Origin of the sequence: Chryseobacterium camelliae (assembly GCF_002770595.1) — a bacterium.
Taxonomy (GTDB): Bacteria; Bacteroidota; Bacteroidia; order Flavobacteriales; family Weeksellaceae; genus Chryseobacterium; species Chryseobacterium camelliae.
The window spans coordinates 384968-402425 of record NZ_CP022986.1 but is presented as its reverse complement, the minus strand read 5'-3'; the positions used below and the strand labels follow the sequence as shown (position 1 = coordinate 402425).

Here is a 17458-nt window from a genome sequence, read left to right as displayed (position 1 = left end):
TTGAAAAAGTATAGATTACCATTAGCGTTCGTAGCAGGAGCATTGGTCATGCTGATGCTGTTTTTTGGGGTAAGATCGTGCCTGAATCTCAGTCCTGTGGAAAAAAAGGAACAGTCGGATTACTACATCCTGACCAACCAGATCTCCAAGATGAATAAAATGGTGGTGATGGAACAGGATGTGTCCAGCATGCAGAAAACCAAGATGAGCTATGAGCTTTTCGGGAAAGAAATGTCCAGCAACAATATTGTGACCTATACCAAAACCAACGCACAGGTCTCATACGACCTGAACAAGATGAAAATGGTGGTGGATTCGGTGAATAAAAAGCTGGTCATTACAGAATTGCCCGACGCTGATATCAGGATTACGCCAAGCGTGGAAGTCCAGTCGCTGGACGATTCTTTTTTCAACAGGATTTCTGAAAAAGACATCAAAAATGTAACACAGAAGGCCAAAACAACAGCCATCCAGTCTATAGACCAGAACCGGCTGAGAAAAGAAGGCCATCAGCAGCTGATGGACAACCTCAACCAGATTTTTGTGCTGGCAAAAGCCCTGAACTATACGATTGAGGACCAGACCGGAAAAATAGGAGTCCTTCCTCTTTAAAAAGAAATAATAGGATCTGAATTATTTTGGCAAACGCTTTGAATGTATTTAGTACATAAATATACAGCGATGGACCCAAAAGAGAAAAATAAGGATCACGAATCTGCGAATTCTGCAGAGACCAAAAAACAAAATGAGGACTTCAGGGGTATACCTGCGGCATCCGAAAAGACCAATCCGTCTGATGTTGATAAAGAGGATGTAAAGAAATCATCCGAAAACAACGAGTCAGGCAAAACAGATAATACAGAAGAATAATCTTCATACGGAAAGTTCAGGACCAAAGGCCCTGAACTTTTTTAATAAGCATCACTTAATATATAATCATACTACTGGTAAAAAAGACATTTCCATTATCGGTCAGACAATGGTTGACTTCCCTATTTTCACATTTTCAAAATTATAGTAAGACTTTTCGGAATATTTGATATAATCGGCAATGAAGCTTCCTGCCTCAGCCGTTGAACTTGGCTGTTCCGCATTAAGATCTACCGTTACATACCGGTTTTCAATGGCGTGTTCTACAGATTCCCTTAATTTATCGGCTGCCTGGTCAAGCTGCAGGTAATCCAGCATCATAGCGGTACTCAAAATAGATGCGATAGGATTGGCGATGCCTTTCCCTTTGGCCTGCGGATAAGATCCGTGGATCGGCTCAAACAGCGCGTTTTCTTTACCGACGGAAGCTGAAGGCAACAGACCGATAGAACCCCCGATAACGCTGGCTTCATCAGAAATTATATCCCCGAACATATTTTCGGTCAGGATGACATCAAACTGCTTCGGATTGAGGATCAGCTGCATCGCTGCATTGTCTACAAACATATAGTCCAGCTGCACATCAGGATATTCTGCGGCAATTTCCTGAACGATTTTCCTCCACAGCCTGGAGGTGTCCAGCACATTCGCTTTATCAATCAGAGTGAGCTTTTTGCGCCGTTTCTGTGCTTCCTTAAATGCCATGTGGGTAATCGGGAGGATATCTTCCCTGCTGTACCGGCAGACATCATAGGCATAGGCAGCGTTTTCTTCCGTAAATTTTTCTCCGAAATAAATCCCGCTCACCAGTTCCCTGAAAATCTGGATATCGGTTCCTTCTATGATTTCCTTTTTCAGAGGGCTTTTCTCAATCAGTGAAGCATAAGTCTTCAGAGGACGGATGTTGGCAAAAAGGCCCAGTTCCTTGCGGAGCTTCAGCAATCCCTGTTCAGGCCTCACCTTAGCATCAGGGTTATTGTCAAAGGCAGGGTCACCAATGGCACCAAAAAGCACGGCATCAGATTCCCGGCAGATGGCCAGTGTTTCATCCGGAAGCGGACTGCCTGTTTTGTAAATGGCATCAGCGCCCATCAATGCATACCGGTACCGGAAACTATACTGAAAAGCTTCGCCGATGGCATCCAGTATTTTGATGCTTTCCGCTACCACTTCAGGCCCGATTCCGTCTCCCGGTAAAACGGCTATTTTAAAAGTATTATCGCTCATATATTTCTTGTGTTTTAAGTTCAAACTCCTGTATCGCTTTTTTCCTGCTGATCAGGAAATCTATATCGTCATATCCGTTCAGCAGGCATATTTTTTTATACGAATCCAGTTCAAAGTTTTCCGTCTTTCCATTACATGTTACCGACTGCTGTTCGACATCCACTTTGATTTCCAGCTGAGGATCATTTGTGATCCCCTCCAGGATCGCTTTAAGGAAATCTTCGGAAACCTTAACGGGAAGCAAGCCATTATTCAGGGCATTGCCTTTGAAGATATCTGCAAAATAACTGGATACAATCACTTTGAATCCATAATCGGTGAGCGCCCAGGCGGCATGCTCGCGGCTGCTTCCACAACCGAAATTATTTCCGGCCACCAGGATTTCACCGGTGAACTCAGGTTTATTCAATACAAATTCAGGATTCGGTTCTCCTGTATGGACGTTAAATCTCCAGTCCCGGAAGAGGTTGTTCCCGAAACCCTTCCGGTCTATGCTCTTTAAGAAACGGGCCGGGATAATCTGGTCTGTATCAATATTTTCCGCTGGTAAGGGAATGGCCCTCGATTGTATGGTAATTAATTTCTTCATGGTTTAATTTAAATGTTGGAGGATTGAAATTTTGCCTTCTACGGCTACTTTTGCAGCTGTTAAAGGACTGGCGAGTATTGTTCTTGCGCCCTGTCCCTGCCGGCCTTCAAAATTCCTGTTGGATGTTGAAACACAGTATTCCCCTTCCGGGATCTTATCATCATTCATGGCGAGGCATGCGGAACATCCCGGCTGCCTGATCTCAAAACCGGCCTCTCTGAACACTGCATCCAGGCCTTCCTCGTACATCTGCTTCACCACCTGTTGTGAACCCGGTACAATAAGGGCATGTACATGGCCGGATCTGCTTTTTCCTTTGATATATTCCGCTACCGAACGGAAATCTTCGATCCTTGCATTGGTGCAGCTGCCGATGAATACATAATTGACCCGGATATCAGACATGGACTGTCCCGCCTGTAATCCCATATACTGCAAAGCTTTGGCTTCAGATTCATTCCGTGGTGCAGGGATGCTTTCATGAACAGAAATCCCCATTCCCGGGTTGGTGCCGTAAGTAACCATAGGCTGGATCTCGGAAGCATCAAAGGTAAACTCAGCATCAAAGACTGCCCCTTCATCTGTTTTCAGGGTTTTCCAGTATGCTACCTTCTCTTCCCAATCCTCTCCTTCCGGTGCAAAAGCCCGGCCTTTAACGTAATCAAAAGTAACGGCATCAGGAGCAATCATGCCTCCGCGGGCACCCATCTCAATGCTCATATTACAGACCGTCATCCGCCCTTCCATTGACATATTTTCAAATACATCCCCTGCATATTCGCAGAAGAAGCCGGTTCCGCCATCTGTTCCTACTTTGGAAATAATGTATAAGATCACATCCTTCGGCTGAACGTCTTTATTAAGGGTTCCGTTAACTGTGATCCTCATAGATTTTGGTTTGTTCAGCAGCAGGCACTGGCTGGCAAAAACCTGTGCTACCTGGCTGGTCCCTATTCCGAATGCGATGGCACCGAATGCTCCATGGGTCGAGGTATGGCTGTCCCCGCAGACAATGCTCATCCCCGGCTGGGTTATTCCCAGCTCCGGGGCAATGATATGGACAATTCCCTGATACGGATGCCCTAATCCGAAAAGCTCGATACCGTTTTTTACACAGTTTTCGGTAAGCTGTTCCACCTGGTTCCTGGACAGTTCATCCCGGATCGGCAGTTCCTGGTGTTGGGTAGGAACATTATGATCGGCAGTCGCTACAATCTGTTCGGGCCTGAATACTTTCAGGTTTCTGGCTTCCAGCTCGGCAAAAGCCTGAGGACTCGTCACTTCGTGAATGAGGTGCTTGTCGATATAAATGATTTGCGGTCCGTCCGGGACAGTTTCTACCACATGGGCATCCCAGACTTTATCAAAAAGTGTTTTCCTATTATTGTTCATTTTTGTCATCTTATCCTATTTTTCTGGCGAAAACTTCCATCATCATATTCAGGTCGTCATTATCGACTTCTTTTTTACGGTCGGCTACTTTCAGGAATTCCTGATACAGGATGTCCAGCTCATTTTTGGTGACTTCAAAACCAATATGCTTGAACCGGTATGCCAGTGCAGACCTTCCGCTCCTTGCGGTCAGAACAATAGATGATGAACTTACGCCCACTTCTTCCGGATCGATGATCTCATAAGTTTCCCTGTTTTTGATGACCCCATCCTGATGGATCCCTGAGCTGTGAGCAAATGCATTGGCACCTACAATAGCTTTGTTAGGCTGTACAGGCATTCCCATCAGTTCGGAAACCAACGCACTCATCGGGTTCAGCATCCTGGAATGTACATCGGTATGCAGATGCAGGTCTTTATGCTGGTTGAAGATCATGACGACTTCTTCCAGTGCGGTATTGCCTGCTCGTTCTCCCAGGCCATTGATGGTACATTCAATCTGCCTTGCTCCGTTAATCGCTCCGGCAACTGAATTGGCGGTAGCCAGGCCGAGGTCATTGTGGCAGTGGCAGGAAATCACCGCTTTCTCAATTCCCTTCACATTTTCTTTAAGGTACCTGATCTTGGCACCGTACTCTTCCGGCAGGCAGTAGCCGGTGGTATCGGGAATATTGATCACGGTAGCGCCCGCTTTGATCACTGCTTCGCAGACCCGGGCAAGGTATTCATTATCAGTCCTCCCCGCATCTTCCGCATAGAATTCCACATCCTCCACAAAGGTTTTGGAATATTTCACCGCTTTTATGGCACGTTCTATAATTTCTTCACGGGTAGAATTGAATTTATATTTGATATGGGAATCGGAAGTGCCTATTCCGGTATGGATCCTGGGTTTCCTGGCAAATTTCAGGGCTTCGGCTGCCACTTCAATATCTTTCTGATTAGCTCTTGTCAATCCGCAAACCGTAGCATTCCTCACCAGCTTGGAAATTTCCGATACGGAATGAAAGTCTCCCGGACTGGAAACCGGAAAGCCGGCTTCAATGATGTCAATCCCTAGATCATCAAGCCTTTCGGCGATAATCAGCTTCTGTTCCGTATTGAGTTTACATCCCGGAACCTGTTCTCCATCCCGTAAGGTCGTATCAAAAATTTCAACTTTTTCCGAATTCATAATCGTATTTTTACCTAATTTTGATTCAAAACTATGATTTGCATTTGTGTCCTACCATTCGCTTTTCCTGAAAATTACAATGCTCGACAAATCAAATAAAAGTTTTAACCATCTAAAAATCAATATTATAAATACCATAAATTTACAATGGCAGAATTGCACAAAGATTTTTTATTTGTCCTGATTAAATCGATGACAACGTCCGAAAAGCGGCAGTTCCGCTTGTTCGTGAACCGGCTCGGCATTAATACGGATGCTAAATTTCTTTTGCTGTTTTCTGAAATGGACAGGATGAAGGAATATGATGAAAACAGCATCCTGGCAAAGAAAATTTCTACCAAACAACAGCTTTCCAACCTGAAAGCCCACCTGTATAAGCAAATCCTGGTCAGCCTCAGGATGAACCCCAGCCTCCAGAACAACAGGATCCAGCTCCGGGAACAGCTTGATTTTGCCAATATCCTGTATCAGAAAGGACTGTATAAACAGGCACTGAAGATTCTGGACAAAACAAAACAGACAGCGCTGGACCTGGATGAGAAAAGTATTGCCATGGAGATTATCGACCTTGAAAAAGTCATCGAATCCCAATACATCACCCGGAGTATTGAAGGCCGGGCAGATGAACTGATCCGCCAGTCGAAAGCCATCAGCAAACAGAACCAGTATACGACTGACCTTTCTAACCTTTCGCTAAAGCTATACAGTGAAATGTTGAGCCATGGCTATGTAAAAAATGATGAAGACCGCCTGAAGATCCTCGAGATATTCAGTACCCAGATTAAGAAAATCAACTTTCATAAGCTGAAATTCACGGAAAAGCTCTGGTATTATAAAGCGCATGTATGGAAAAACCAATTGCTACAGGAGTATAAGTATACCCTTAAATATGCTTATCTGTGGGTAGATCTGTTCCATAAGAACCCTGATATGATCCTGAACCATCCGGTATGGTATATCAAAGGAAATACATATCTTCTGAAAATATTATTCCTGTACGGCAATGTAGAGACGCTGGACGAACATTTCAGTAATTTTAATGAAAGAGTACATTCCCAGAACTTCCTGCAGAATGAAAACCTGCAGGCGCTTATTTTTCTGACCCATTCCAATACCCTGATGAACATTCATTTTATCAAAGGCGAATTTTTCCAGGGAACAAAAGTGATCCCGGGGATCGAACTTAAAATGAATAAGTTCCGGGATAAGATCGATGAACACCATTTTATGATCCTTTATCTGAAGATGGCAGCTATGTTTTTCGGGAGCAAAAAATACGGGGAAGCTATAGAATATGCCATGAAGATTATAGAATCCAAAAAGAACGTTCAGGAGGATTTGCTGTTCCATACAAGGATCCTGATCCTGATGTCCAAACATGAATCAGGCAATGATGAAGATTACGATGAGTTCATTAAAGCAACATCAAAGTTTGCCACGAAGATGAAAAAACCGGAAGCCTTCCACTTTGAAAGCATTGATTTCTTTAAAAATCTTAACGGATTGGTTTTAAGCAAACAACAGAAGGCATTTGAAGCATTCGATCAAAAGCTTGAATCATTTTCGGAAAACCAGTATTATAGAAGATCCTTACTTTATATAGACATCCACGGATGGGTAAAATCCAAGGTCCAGCACGTGGACGTCATTGAAATCATCAAGAGGAAAGTAAGGTATACAAGGCGCCTTAAAGATTAAAAGCCATTTCTGCTGAGAAAATCCAAGACGTTCTGATGGCTTATCTTTCGCATGACTTCCGGAGAGAAATCTTCTGATACCCTTCTGTTAATCATGTTATACGCTGTTGCATCCTTAAATTCATCAAAGAAAAAAGGGATTCTTGATTGCTCGGGGTGATCTTTATCGTAAAAGAAATCGCCTCCGTAGGCGATACAGTTTTCCGCTCCCAGAGACAGGGCGTACTGTATATGTTCGTACAGCCGCTCAGGGTGATGGTGGTCTATATAATCCTTAATGAAATTAAGTCCGATCAGTCCTTTTCTTCTGATCAGCTCCTGAACCAGCTCATCCGGAAGGTTACGCTGATTTTCATAGACCCTCCTGTAATTGGAATGGCTGGCCAGTATAGGAACATCATAATTTTTACGGTCTATATAATCCAGGATATCATACGCAAGTTGGTCACTGGTATGGGCAAGATCGATGGCTATTTTGCGGCCTGTGATATAGTCAATCAGGATTTTTCCGTCATCCTTGAGCCCGATATCTGTAAAATTGCCTCCGCCGAAGCGGTTTTCTGTATGATGTGTGATTCCAAGGTAGAAGATCTTCCGGGTATTCTGAATGATTGTTTCCAGGTTTTTAAATCCCGTGTCAAGATGCATGTCTTCCTCACAGAAAACAGAAGCATTTTCTATCGCGGCAAAGACACCAATGCGGTCAGCATGTTCAGGAGCGTGGCTACTCTGTTCATCAAACAGGAAGAAATCAGGGCTGTTCAGGAATTCTTTAAAATAATCACTCTGCCGTATTCCTTTATCAATACTTCCGGGTGCGGTGGAAGCGTAAATGGCCATTACCTGGAGCCTGACGTGGCCTTCCCTGAGATATGGCAGAGAGCAGCCCGGTTGTCCGTCATCAGCTGAAGTATTGGCTTTCAGCAGGTAAGCAAGCAGGTCACAGTGCAGATCGATGTTAAAAGTACTTTCCATACGCGTATGAATTGGTTTTAATGATGGAAGGATAAGAACTAAAAATCCAGCCATACACAACCCTAACGCTACAGGATGTTTTGATATACTTCCCTGATGCTTGCTGCCCGGCATTATTAATTCTCAATTCAAATATACGCTTATATAGCATATTATCTAAAAATTCCGTATTTTTGCTTTTTAAAATTTCTTAGTAAACAATGATAAAAATTACACTTCCAGACAATAGTGTCAGAGAATTCGATCCGGGGGTTACTCCTCTGGACGTGGCAAAATCTATCAGCGAGGGATTGGCTAGAAATACCATCTCCGCAGTTGTAAATGATAAACAGGTAGAGGTAACCACCCCTATCACCACGGATTCTACGGTACAGCTGTTAACCTGGAATGATGATCTCGGAAAGAAAGCATTCTGGCATTCTTCGGCCCACCTTCTGGCGCAGGCCATCCTTGAATTTTATCCTGATGCTAAGCTGACCATAGGACCGGCCATCGAAAGCGGATTCTACTATGATGTGGATTTCGGCGACGCGTCATTGTCTGAAAAAGACTTTGAAAAGATTGAAAAGAAGGTCCTTGAAAATGCAAAAAAAGGCTCAACGTTCTCATTATATCCGGTTTCCAAAGAAGAAGCCCTGAAAACGTATGCTGATAACCCTTACAAGGTGGAGCTGATCTCCAATCTTAACGACGGGGAAATCACTTTCGTTACCCATGATAACTTTACCGACCTCTGCCGCGGCGGGCATATCCCGAATACCGGAATCGTAAAAGCCGTAAAGATCCTGAATGCAGCAGGAGCATATTGGAGAGGAAATGAGAAAAACCCTCAGCTGACCAGGGTATACGGAATTTCTTTCCCTAAACAGAAAGACCTTACCGAATATCTTGAAAGACTGGAGGAAGCGAAAAGAAGGGACCACAGAAAGCTTGGAAAAGAGCTTGGCATTTTTGCCTTCTCTGAAAAAGTGGGTGCCGGACTTCCGTTATGGTTGCCTAAAGGAACCGCTTTAAGAAGAAAGCTGGAAAACTTCCTTACCGATGCTCAGAAGAAAGGAGGCTATGAATTCGTGATGTCCCCGCACATCGGTGCCAAAGAACTGTACGTAACTTCAGGACACTGGGATAAGTATGGTGAAGACAGCTTCCAGCCGATAAAAACCCCGAATGAAGGGGAAGAATTCCTGCTGAAGCCTATGAACTGCCCGCACCACTGTGAAATCTACAAGACTTCCCAATGGAGCTACAGGGACCTGCCGAAAAGGTATGCGGAATTCGGGACTGTGTACAGGTACGAACAGTCCGGTGAACTTCACGGCCTTACCAGGGTACGTGGGTTTACCCAGGATGATGCCCACCTTTTCTGTACTCCAGACCAGCTTCTGGAGGAGTTTGAAAGTGTGATCGACCTTGTCCTTTATGTATTCCAGTCGTTAGGTTTTGAAGATTTCGTGACTCAGGTTTCATTAAGGGATCCTGACAATAAACAAAAATACATCGGTTCCGATGAAAACTGGGAGAAAGCGGAAAGCGCGATTATCACAGCAGCCAAGAACAAAGGACTGAGGACCGTCGTAGAATACGGTGAAGCAGCATTCTACGGACCGAAGCTTGACTTCATGGTGAAAGATGCTTTGGGAAGAAGATGGCAGCTGGGAACCATCCAGGTAGATTACAATCTTCCTGAACGATTTGACCTTCACTATATCGGTAATGATAATGAGAAGCACAGACCGGTCATGATCCATAGGGCACCTTTCGGTTCCATGGAACGGTTTATTGCGATCCTTCTGGAAAATACGGCCGGTGACTTCCCTCTTTGGCTGAGCCCGGAACAGTACATCATCCTTCCGATCAGCGAAAAATATGCAGATTATGCCAAAAAAGTTTCACAATTTTTGGAAAATCACGATATTAGCGGCCAGATTGACAACAGAAATGAAAAGACGGGTAAAAAAATCCGTGATGCCGAATTGAATAAAATACCGTTTATGCTTATCATCGGGGAAAATGAAGAAAAGGATGGCACAATTTCTGTTAGAAGACGTGGTGAAGGAGATCTTGGGGTCATGAAAATGGATGATTTCGTTACCTACTTTAAAAAAGAGGCAGCGATAAAATTTTAAGATTGAAAGATCAAAAAAAATTGAGAGATTGAAGAATTAAAAGATTGGAGCTTTTATTGAAAGCATCTTTATCTCATTAAATTTTCAAATGCTTCAACCTTTCAATTGAACTTAATTAGATATTAACCCATAAAATTATAATACAATAGCACAAAGATTTAACAACAGGGGCCCACAAAGACGTCCTGTACAGGAGGACTTACACTTGATCAACGATAAAATTCGTGTGAGAGAGCTTCGTTTGGTGGGCGATAACGTAGAGCCGGGAATTTATCCTATTGATAAAGCAAGACAGATCGCTGCAGAACAGGATCTTGACTTAGTTGTAATTTCCGACAAAGCCGAACCGTTTATTGCAAGAGTACTGGAATATAAAAAATTCCTGTATGAGCAAAAAAAGAAACAGAAAGAGCTTAAGGCGAAGCAGGTAAAAGTGGTGGTTAAAGAGATCCGTTTCGGACCTCAGACCGATGAGCACGATTACGAATTCAAGAAGAAGCACGCCGAAAAGTTCCTGGAAGAAGGTTCCAAGCTGAAAACCTACGTATTTTTTAAAGGACGTTCCATTATCTTCAAGGATCAGGGAGAAATCTTACTCCTTAAACTTGCTCAGGATCTTGAACATGTAGGAAAAGTAGACCAGCTTCCTAAACTGGAAGGGAAAAGAATGATCATGATGATGAGTCCTAAAAAACCAGCTAAATAATCAATCGGCAGATTTTACGAAATCTGACATCCATATAACCTCAAAGCAATTTGAGGTTTTTGTTTTTTGGTGAATGATGACCTTCAACCCATAAAGATTTTTATACGTAGGATTCTTTAAGATGATAGCTTGAAAATAAGAAGAACACATAAGTTTTAAAAAATCTGCAAAATCTGAATGATTTGAAAGAATAAAAACCACAACAGTCACAATTTTTTTTAACACTTAAGAATCTTTAAGATGATGGCTTTGAAAAGAAAAGAGCACAGAAGTTTTTAAAACCTACGGTTTTTAGGAGTATGAAAAATCTGCGTGATCTTAATGATCTGTGAGAGAATACAACCACAACAGCTTTTGTCATTTAAGAATCATGAAGATAAAACCATAAAAGCCACAAAAGATTTTGACACATAAGAATCATGAAGATGATAGCTTTGAAAATAAAAGAACACAGAAGTTTCAAAAATCTACGATTTTTGGGAATGTGAAAAATCTGCATAATCTAATGATCTGAGAGAGAACAAAACATAAAAGCTTTAACACGTAAGAATCTTTAAGATGGATAGTTTGAAAGTAAGAATAACAGAAGTTCTGTGAGAATCTTTTATTTTCACGTATTGTATTAATCTTATTACCGGGTTTTATTTTACTCGTGAACCTTATCAGGGTTTGGAACCCTGACAAGGTTGATGGTCCGGCTCTGTAAGATAGGTATCACATTAATGAAAAGTTATCTGTAAGAATAATTTTTATCTTTTGTAAGGTTGCCAACTACTGAATTCAGCATCATCCTCTAGTCTATTCAGGAAATCCTTTTCAGTTTCAATAATTTTCCGTAATTTTGCAGCCTATTATCCTCATATATCATGAGGAGCCAAAACAGATATTGATAACAAAATAATAAAAAAGCAAAACAATGCCAAAATTAAAAACGAAATCAGGTGCTAAAAAGCGTTTTGCTCTTACCGGAACCGGTAAGATCAAAAGAAAAAATGCTTATAAAAGCCACATCTTGACTAAGAAAGAAACGAAGCAGAAGAGAAATCTTACTACTACTTCTTACGTAGCTAAAGTGGATGAAAAAAGCGTTCAGCGTCAATTAGCCATCAAGTAGTTTTTATAAATCTATATCCGGTTTATAAGAATTCAAATTCAAAAATTTAACCCTGAAACGGAGCAGCTAAGCACAATGAAAAAGATTGTCGCCCTTTTCAAAAAAAACAATTTAAATTATGCCAAGATCAGTAAACTCCGTAGCTTCAAGAGCTCGCAGAAAGAAAATTTTTAAGCACGCTAAAGGTTATTTCGGAAGAAGAAAGAACGTTTGGACGGTAGCTAAAAACGCGGTAGAAAAAGCAATGCAATATGCTTACCGTGGTAGAAAAGAGAAAAAGAGAAATTTCAGAGCCCTTTGGATCACCCGTATCAATGCAGGAGCCAGAGAGCACGGAATGTCTTATTCTCAGTTTATGGGGACTCTTAAGAAGAACAACATCGAATTGAACAGAAAAGTTTTAGCTGATTTAGCGATGAATCACCCTGAAGCTTTCAAAGCTGTTGTAGATCAAGTAAAATAATGTAGAATTTTTTGTTATCAATATAGTCCCGGGTTTTGCCCGGGATTTTTTTATTGTTACATTTGCGGACATATCGTTAATTCTCTTGTAAAGAAACACTAAATTAAGTGAAAAGGTGAAAAAATTAAGCGCATTCCTTCTGACTGTTGCTGCGGCATACAGTTTCACAGCACAGACTTTTATCCAGGCATACCAGAATAGGGCCAACCAGGTTTCACAGACCAATATTACCGGGAACCTGCAGGAGTTCGGGAATCTCGGTGTCAAGACCACCGGATCCGCCAATAACACGAATGCCCTGAACTGGCTGAAAGCAAAATACCAGTCGTATGGATATTCCATAAGCCAGATGCAGGAAGATACATTCACGTATGGTAACAGCACTGCTAAAAACCTGATCATTACCAAAACCGGAACCGTTTACCCTAATGTCTATGTGATCATCTGCGGCCATTATGATACCATTACCGGTCCGGGAGTGAGCGACAATGGAAGCGGCACTTCCATCATCCTGGAAGCGGCACGGATACTAAAGGATGTCCCAACAGAATACTCCGTAAAGTTCATCCATTTTTCAGGGGAAGAGCAGGGATTACTTGGAAGCAGCCATTATGCCAATAATGTTGTCTTCCAGAACGGCGTAAGGCAGCTCAACATTAAGCTGGTATTCAATATAGACCAGGTAGGCGGTAAAATAGGAAATAACAATACGGCAATCAAATGCGAGAGCGACCAGAGTGGCCAGACCGGCAATAATGCGGCTTCCAGTGCCATTACCCAGCAACTGGCTACCTGCACCACCTTATATTCGCCTTTGCAGACCGTTATGTCCAATGCTTACTCATCAGATTACATGCCTTTCGAGCAGAACGGTGATGTGATTACAGGTTTCTACGAAAATGTCAGGAGCTTTAATGAACATACGGTGAATGATACGTTTGCCAATGTGGATCCGGTATACGTTTACAATGCAGGCAAAGCTGCCGTAGGTGCGCTTCAGCATTTTGCCGTAGCCACTTCCACGCTGGCGGTTAAGGAAGCAGGTGCACAGAAGACGCTGGAATCTTCCGTAAAAATTTATCCTAACCCGGCGAAAGATATGCTCTATATAGACCTTGCGGATCCGGCAGTAAAAAATTTCAGTTTTGAACTGACAGACCTTTCCGGCAAGCTGCTGCTGAAAACGGAAAATGAAAAGAAAATCAATATCTCGGAGCTAAGCAACGGAGCTTATCTCGGAACGCTGAAAGCCAATGACCAGATCGTCGTAAGAAAGATCCTGGTAGGAAGGTAATCATCATTGAGACTATAAGAAAAAGTCCGGATCATTTCCGGACTTTTCATCTATATATATTCTAAGCATTTATTCTGACCTGTCCATCAGTACTTTTTCGATGTCCTGCATGGACATTCCTTTAGCTTTAAGCAGGATCAGATAATGGTATAAAAGATCCGCTGCTTCATTTTTGAACAGTTCATCCTGATTATCCTTCGCTTCAATCACGAGTTCTACAGCCTCCTCGCCTACTTTCTGGGCCATTTTATTAATGCCTTTCTGAAATAAAGCATAGGTATAAGAGTTTTCTGCCTTTTCATCAATGCGCCGGCTGATGGTTGCTTCCAGTTCATACAGGAAACCTTTGGGGTGCTTATCTCCGAAGCAGCTGAAACTTCCGGTATGGCAAACCGTATTCTTCGGGACTGCCCGGATCAGGATCGTATCGTTGTCGCAGTCGGACGCAATGCTTTTTACGGCAAGGAAATTTCCGGACTCCTCTCCTTTTGTCCAGAGCCGGTTTTTCGAACGGCTGAAAAATGTCACGGTCTTCTCCTGCGACGTTTTTTCAAACGCTTCGGCATTCATGTACCCTAACATCAGCACCTGGAGGGTCCTGTCATCCTGGATAATCACCGGCACCAGTCCGTCATTACTTTTATTAAAATTAATCTTCATCGTACAGCTATATTTTTTGATTGTAATTCTTTTTTCAGATCCTGGATCCCGATTTCTCCAAAGTGGAATATACTGGCGGCCAGAGCTCCGGTAGCTTTCGTTTCAAGAAACACCTGTTCAAAATCCTGTGCATTTCCGGCCCCTCCGGAAGCAATGACCGGAATACCGATCTGTCCGGCTACCTGTTCTGTAATCCTGATGTCAAACCCGTTTTTAGTCCCGTCGCCATCCATGGAAGTCAGCAGGATTTCCCCGGCGCCCGCTTCTTCAGCCTGACGTACCCAATCGAGTGTGTTCAGCTGAGTGATCTCCCTTCCGCCTTTGATGTGTACCCAATCGGCACCGTTGACCCATCGGGTGTCTACGGCTACCACGATGCACTGGCTGCCAAATTCTTTGGCCAGTACGGAAATCAGATCCGGATTCCGTACAGCTGATGAATTGATGCTGATTTTATCCGCTCCCGCTTCCAGTAGCAGCCTGACATCTTCGGGAGAAGAAATTCCTCCGCCTACCGTAAAAGGAATGCTGAGTTCTGCAGCAATGGTATGGACCAGTCCGGCAAATGTCTTCCGTTCTTCCACAGTAGCGGTAATATCCAGAAAAACCAGTTCATCTGCACCGTCCTGCTCGTATTTTTTTGCCAGCGCTACAGGGTCACCGGCATTCCGGAGCCCTTCAAAATTGATTCCCTTCACGGTGGTTCCGTCTTTGATATCCAGGCAGGGTATGATTCTTTTCTTTAGCATTTTTTAATGTGTTGTTTAAGCTTTTATCAGTTTTAGACGCATTAAACCTTTGGTTTTCAGTCTTATTATCTAACAGATTACTAAGGCCATACAGATTTATATACACCATAAAAACCGCAGGTTTTTATAACTTATGTGTTCTTCTTATTTTCAAAGCTATCATCTTAAAAATTCTTATTTGTTAAAAACTTTTGTGGCTGCTGTAGTTGTATTCTCTCGCAGATCGGCAGATCACGCAGATCTTTTTCAAGCATCTTAAAAAAAATCGTAGATTTTTAAAACTCATGTGCTCTTCTGTTTTTAAAGCTGTTCTCTTCATGACTCTTATGTGTTAAAAACTTTTGTGACTATTGTGGTTTATATTTTTAATCGTTATTAAAACCACCCCGTCAAAAATTCTCTGAATTTTGCCACCCCTCCAAGGGAGGGGAATTTTGAAGCTGGTATTTCCACAAGCTCTGGAGATTTTACATGCACATAAAACCGCAGGTTTTTAAAAACTAATGTGTTCTTCTGTTTTCAAAGCTGTTCTCTTCATGGTTCTTATGTGTTAAAAAACTTTTGTGACTATTGTGGTTGTATTCTCTCGCAGATCGCCAGATCGCGCTGATACTTTTAAAGCATTTAAAAAAAAATCGTAGATTTTTAAAACTCATGTGTTCTTCTGTTTTCAAAGCTGTTCTCTTCATGACTCTTATGTGTTAAAAAACTTTTGTGACTATTGTGGTTGTATTCTCTCGCAGATCGCCAGATCACGCTGATACTTTTAAAGCATTTAAAAAAAAATCGTAGATTTTTAAAAACTCATGTGTTCTTCTGTTTTCAAAGCTGTTCTCTTCATGATTCTTATGTGTTAAAAAACTTTTGTGACTATTGTGGTTTATATGTTTAATCGTTATTAAAACCACCCCGTCAAAAATTCTCTGAATTTTGCCACCCCTCCAAGGGAGGGGAATTTTGAAGCTGGTATTTCCACAAGCTCTGGAGATTTTACATGCACATAAAACCGCAGGTTTTAAAAACTCATGTGTTCTTCTGTTTTCAAAGCTGTTCTCTTCATGACTCTTATGTGTTAAAAAGCTTTTGTGACTGTTGTGGTTAAATATAAGTTCCTTCAAATTCGATAAAGTCCCGCAGTTCATCCAGGCTTATTTTACCTTCATAAATGGCTTTCCCTATAATGGTTCCCGAACAGCCGATTTCCTTCATTGCATATACATCTTTCATGCATGAAATACCACCGCTTGCCGTCAGTTGCACAGATGTACGGTTTAAAATTTCCTCATACAACAAGGCAGAAGGGCCTTCCAGCATTCCGTCTTTGGCAATATCCGTACAGATCACATGGGTGATGCCCTTTTCCTGATATTGAAGGATAAAATCAATAACATCCAGCTGGCTTTCCTCCATCCAGCCCGAAGTTTTTATTTTACGGCGGTCACAATCGGCACCGAGAATAATCTTTTCCGGGCCGAACTGTCCGATCAGTTTAAAACAGAATTCAGGATCCTGAACGGCAATACTGCCGATGGTAACCTGGCTGGCCCCGGCGCTGAAAGCAATTTCAATGTCTTCAAGCGTTTTCAGGCCGCCGCCAAAGTCGATCTTGAGATTTGTTTCAGCAGCAATTCTTTCAAGCACATCCTGATTAACGATGTGCCTGGACTTTGCTCCGTCAAGGTCTACGAGGTGCAGGTAGCAGATGCCGTGGTCTTCAAAAGCCTTTGCGATTTCTACCGGATTTTCATTATAGATTTTCTTGGTATCGTAGTCGCCTTTTGACAGCCTTACGCATTTTCCATCGATAATATCGATGGCAGGAATAATTTTCATACTGATCCGTTTAAAAAGTTCTTCAGGATTTCATTGCCGGCTGATCCGGATTTCTCCGGATGGAACTGTACTGCAAAGAAATTATCTTTCTGCAGTGATGCGCTGAATGGCAGGATATAATCGCAGACCGATGTGGTATATTCCGATAGCTCACAATAATAACTGTGTACAAAATAGCAGTCGTTTTTCTCTTCAAGCCCTGTAAAAAGCGGCGAGCCACTACTCCTTTGGAAGGTGTTCCATCCCATATGCGGAACCAGGTCATCAGGAGGGAATCTTTTAACTTCAAGGTCGAAAATTCCCATTCCTTGAGTATTACCTTCTTCATTATTTCCGCACATCAGCTGCATGCCGAGGCATATGCCTAAAACAGGCTGCTGTAAAGTAGGAATAAATTGATCGAGTCCCTTCTCTCGTAAGAGCATCATCGTGGACGAAGCTTCGCCTACCCCGGGAAAAATAACCTTATCGGCATGACGGATGGTTTCAAAATCATCGGTAACTACGGAATGGGCATTGAGGCGGTTGAGCGCATTCTGTACGGAGTTCACATTCCCTCCGTTGTATTTTATAATCGCAATCATAGGTT

General features: G+C 42.5%; 17 protein-coding genes. 8 read left to right on the top strand and 9 right to left on the bottom strand.

Features of this window, described 5'->3' with window-relative positions; translation table 11 throughout:
* Both CGB83_RS01780 and CGB83_RS01775 read left to right on the top strand, forming a co-directional pair.
* Entirely contained in the window at positions 1-612 is a 612-nt protein-coding gene (locus tag CGB83_RS01780) for a DUF4230 domain-containing protein (protein ID WP_100074234.1), read from the top strand.
* A gap of 69 nt (positions 613-681) precedes the next feature.
* Entirely contained in the window at positions 682-870 is a 189-nt protein-coding gene (locus tag CGB83_RS01775) for a hypothetical protein (RefSeq protein ID WP_100074233.1), read from the top strand.
* Positions 871-972: 102 nt separating this feature from the next.
* Here CGB83_RS01775 and leuB read toward each other — a convergent pair whose 3' ends face one another.
* The 4 genes from leuB to CGB83_RS01755 are packed head-to-tail and all read right to left on the bottom strand — an operon-like array spanning position 973 to position 5252.
* Positions 973-2097 carry a 3-isopropylmalate dehydrogenase gene (gene leuB, locus CGB83_RS01770; RefSeq protein WP_100074232.1) on the bottom strand — a complete coding sequence of 375 codons (1125 nt, stop codon included), beginning with the start codon at positions 2095-2097 and terminating at the stop codon, positions 973-975.
* Positions 2087-2686 (bottom strand): 3-isopropylmalate dehydratase small subunit, encoded by a 600-nt coding sequence (leuD, locus tag CGB83_RS01765; protein WP_100074231.1) that lies wholly within the window; start codon positions 2684-2686, stop codon positions 2087-2089. The genes leuB and leuD overlap by 11 nt, the downstream gene beginning before the upstream one ends.
* Positions 2687-2689: 3 nt before the next feature.
* Positions 2690-4078: a 3-isopropylmalate dehydratase large subunit gene (gene leuC, locus CGB83_RS01760; protein ID WP_100077451.1), complete on the bottom strand. Its 1389-nt coding sequence runs from the start codon at positions 4076-4078 to the stop codon at positions 2690-2692.
* A gap of 10 nt (positions 4079-4088) precedes the next feature.
* Positions 4089-5252 carry a 2-isopropylmalate synthase gene (locus CGB83_RS01755; RefSeq protein ID WP_100074230.1) on the bottom strand — a complete coding sequence of 388 codons (1164 nt, stop codon included), beginning with the start codon at positions 5250-5252 and terminating at the stop codon, positions 4089-4091.
* Positions 5253-5399: 147 nt separating this feature from the next.
* On the opposite strand from CGB83_RS01755, the gene CGB83_RS01750 reads away from it, so the two are divergent.
* On the top strand, positions 5400-6950 hold the full coding sequence (locus CGB83_RS01750) for a hypothetical protein (protein WP_100074229.1): 1551 nt from the start codon (positions 5400-5402) through the stop codon (positions 6948-6950).
* Here CGB83_RS01750 and CGB83_RS01745 read toward each other — a convergent pair.
* Positions 6947-7924 (bottom strand): dipeptidase, encoded by a 978-nt coding sequence (locus CGB83_RS01745; protein ID WP_100074228.1) that lies wholly within the window; start codon positions 7922-7924, stop codon positions 6947-6949. The two genes, CGB83_RS01750 and CGB83_RS01745, sit on opposite strands and share 4 nt — an antisense overlap.
* 200 nt (positions 7925-8124) lie before the next feature.
* Between CGB83_RS01745 and thrS the strand changes: the two genes are divergently transcribed.
* The 5 genes from thrS to CGB83_RS01715 all read left to right on the top strand — a co-directional run bounded on the left by thrS (position 8125) and on the right by CGB83_RS01715 (position 13627).
* A complete protein-coding gene (gene thrS / locus CGB83_RS01740; RefSeq protein ID WP_100074227.1) occupies positions 8125-10050 on the top strand; it encodes a threonine--tRNA ligase in 1926 nt (641 codons plus the stop codon).
* A gap of 205 nt (positions 10051-10255) precedes the next feature.
* Positions 10256-10756, top strand: a complete 501-nt coding sequence (gene infC / locus CGB83_RS01735) for a translation initiation factor IF-3 (RefSeq protein WP_157761265.1) — start codon at positions 10256-10258, stop codon at positions 10754-10756.
* Positions 10757-11672: 916 nt separating this feature from the next.
* On the top strand, positions 11673-11870 hold the full coding sequence (gene rpmI / locus CGB83_RS01725) for a 50S ribosomal protein L35 (RefSeq protein WP_034676300.1): 198 nt from the start codon (positions 11673-11675) through the stop codon (positions 11868-11870).
* A gap of 118 nt (positions 11871-11988) precedes the next feature.
* Positions 11989-12333: a 50S ribosomal protein L20 gene (gene rplT / locus CGB83_RS01720; RefSeq protein ID WP_100074224.1), complete on the top strand. Its 345-nt coding sequence runs from the start codon at positions 11989-11991 to the stop codon at positions 12331-12333.
* A 115-nt stretch (positions 12334-12448) separates the two neighbouring features.
* Positions 12449-13627 carry a M28 family peptidase gene (locus CGB83_RS01715; protein WP_100074223.1) on the top strand — a complete coding sequence of 393 codons (1179 nt, stop codon included), beginning with the start codon at positions 12449-12451 and terminating at the stop codon, positions 13625-13627.
* Positions 13628-13696: 69 nt separating this feature from the next.
* Here the strand turns inward: CGB83_RS01715 and hisIE are convergent, their stop codons facing one another.
* From hisIE to hisH, 4 genes are all read right to left on the bottom strand, one after another.
* Complete coding sequence (gene hisIE / locus CGB83_RS01710; protein WP_100074222.1) at positions 13697-14287, bottom strand: bifunctional phosphoribosyl-AMP cyclohydrolase/phosphoribosyl-ATP diphosphatase HisIE; 591 nt, start codon at positions 14285-14287, stop codon at positions 13697-13699.
* Complete coding sequence (gene hisF, locus CGB83_RS01705) at positions 14284-15036, bottom strand: imidazole glycerol phosphate synthase subunit HisF (protein ID WP_100074221.1); 753 nt, start codon at positions 15034-15036, stop codon at positions 14284-14286. The genes hisIE and hisF overlap by 4 nt, the downstream gene beginning before the upstream one ends.
* A 1098-nt stretch (positions 15037-16134) precedes the next feature.
* Positions 16135-16869 (bottom strand): 1-(5-phosphoribosyl)-5-[(5-phosphoribosylamino)methylideneamino]imidazole-4-carboxamide isomerase, encoded by a 735-nt coding sequence (hisA, locus tag CGB83_RS01695; protein ID WP_100074219.1) that lies wholly within the window; start codon positions 16867-16869, stop codon positions 16135-16137.
* Complete coding sequence (hisH, locus tag CGB83_RS01690; protein WP_100074218.1) at positions 16866-17453, bottom strand: imidazole glycerol phosphate synthase subunit HisH; 588 nt, start codon at positions 17451-17453, stop codon at positions 16866-16868. Before hisH ends, hisA begins: the two co-directional genes overlap by 4 nt.
* Positions 17454-17458: the final 5 nt, after the last annotated feature.